The sequence below is a fragment of the Weissella minor genome, assembly GCF_001437425.1.
In the GTDB taxonomy this organism is placed as follows: domain Bacteria; phylum Bacillota; class Bacilli; order Lactobacillales; family Lactobacillaceae; genus Weissella; species Weissella minor.
In genome coordinates, this window is record NZ_JQCD01000006.1 from 1 (window position 1) to 1,670 (window position 1,670).

Sequence of the window (1,670 nt, forward strand, 5' to 3'; positions counted from 1 at the left end):
TGAGTGTAAACCACTCAAAACTGAATATCGTTTCAACGCAAATGTATAGGCTCCGATTTTCCTTAGAAAGGAGGTGATCCAGCCGCAGGTTCTCCTACGGCTACCTTGTTACGACTTCACCCTAATCATCTGTCCCACCTTAGACGGTTGGCTCCTAAAAGGTTACCTCACCGGCTTTGGGTGTTACAAACTCTCATGGTGTGACGGGCGGTGTGTACAAGACCCGGGAACGTATTCACCGCGGCGTGCTGATCCGCGATTACTAGCGATTCCGACTTCATGTAGGCGAGTTGCAGCCTACAATCCGAACTGAGACAAGTTTTAAGAGATTCGCGTACCCTCGCGGGTTAGCTGCTCGTTGTACTTGCCATTGTAGCACGTGTGTAGCCCAGCTCATAAGGGGCATGATGATTTGACGTCATCCCCACCTTCCTCCGGTTTGTCACCGGCAGTCTCACTAGAGTGCCCAACTAAATGCTGGCAACTAGTAATAAGGGTTGCGCTCGTTGCGGGACTTAACCCAACATCTCACGACACGAGCTGACGACAACCATGCACCACCTGTCACTTTGTCCCCGAAGGGAAAGCTTCATCTCTGAAGTGGTCAAAGGATGTCAAGAGCTGGTAAGGTTCTTCGCGTTGCTTCGAATTAAACCACATGCTCCACCGCTTGTGCGGGTCCCCGTCAATTCCTTTGAGTTTCAACCTTGCGGTCGTACTCCCCAGGCGGAGTGCTTAATGCGTTAGCTGCGACACTTAAGGGCGGAAACCCTCAAACATCTAGCACTCATCGTTTACGGTGTGGACTACCAGGGTATCTAATCCTGTTTGCTACCCACACTTTCGAGCCTCAACGTCAGTTACAGTCCAGAGAGCCGCCTTCGCCACTGGTGTTCTTCCATATATCTACGCATTTCACCGCTACACATGGAGTTCCACTCTCCTCTACTGCACTCAAGTTATCCAGTTTCCAAAGCACTTCCACAGTTAAGCTGTGGGCTTTCACTTCAGACTTAAACAACCGTCTGCGCTCGCTTTACGCCCAATAAATCCGGATAACGCTTGGAACATACGTATTACCGCGGCTGCTGGCACGTATTTAGCCGTTCCTTTCTGGTAAGATACCGTCACACACTGAACAGTTACTCTCAATGTCATTCTTCTCTTACAACAGTGTTTTACGAGCCGAAACCCTTCATCACACACGCGGCGTTGCTCCATCAGACTTTCGTCCATTGTGGAAGATTCCCTACTGCTGCCTCCCGTAGGAGTATGGGCCGTGTCTCAGTCCCATTGTGGCCGATCAGTCTCTCAACTCGGCTATGTATCATTGCCTTGGTAAGCCATTACCTTACCAACTAGCTAATACACCGCGGGACCATCTCTTAGTGATAGCAGAACCATCTTTCAACTGATAACCATGCGGTTATCAGTATTATGCGGTATTAGCACTTGTTTCCAAGTGTTATCCCCCGCTAAGAGGTAGGTTTCCCACGTGTTACTCACCCGTTCGCCACTCTTTGCAATGTTCATCTTCAAATCCGAGCAAGCTCTTCATATCAGTTGAACCACAAAGCGTTCGACTTGCATGTATTAGGCACGCCGCCAGCGTTCATCCTGAGCCAGGATCAAACTCTCATTTTGAATTAGTCTTGCGACTAATTTAATAA

1 rRNA gene is annotated in these 1,670 nt (G+C 49.2%); it reads right to left on the reverse strand.

From position 1 onward, the window contains the following. Nucleotides 1–66 precede the first annotated feature (66 nt). Nucleotides 67–1,644 (reverse strand): 16S ribosomal RNA (locus tag IV67_RS00480). Between the last annotated feature and the right edge of the window lie 26 nt (nucleotides 1,645–1,670).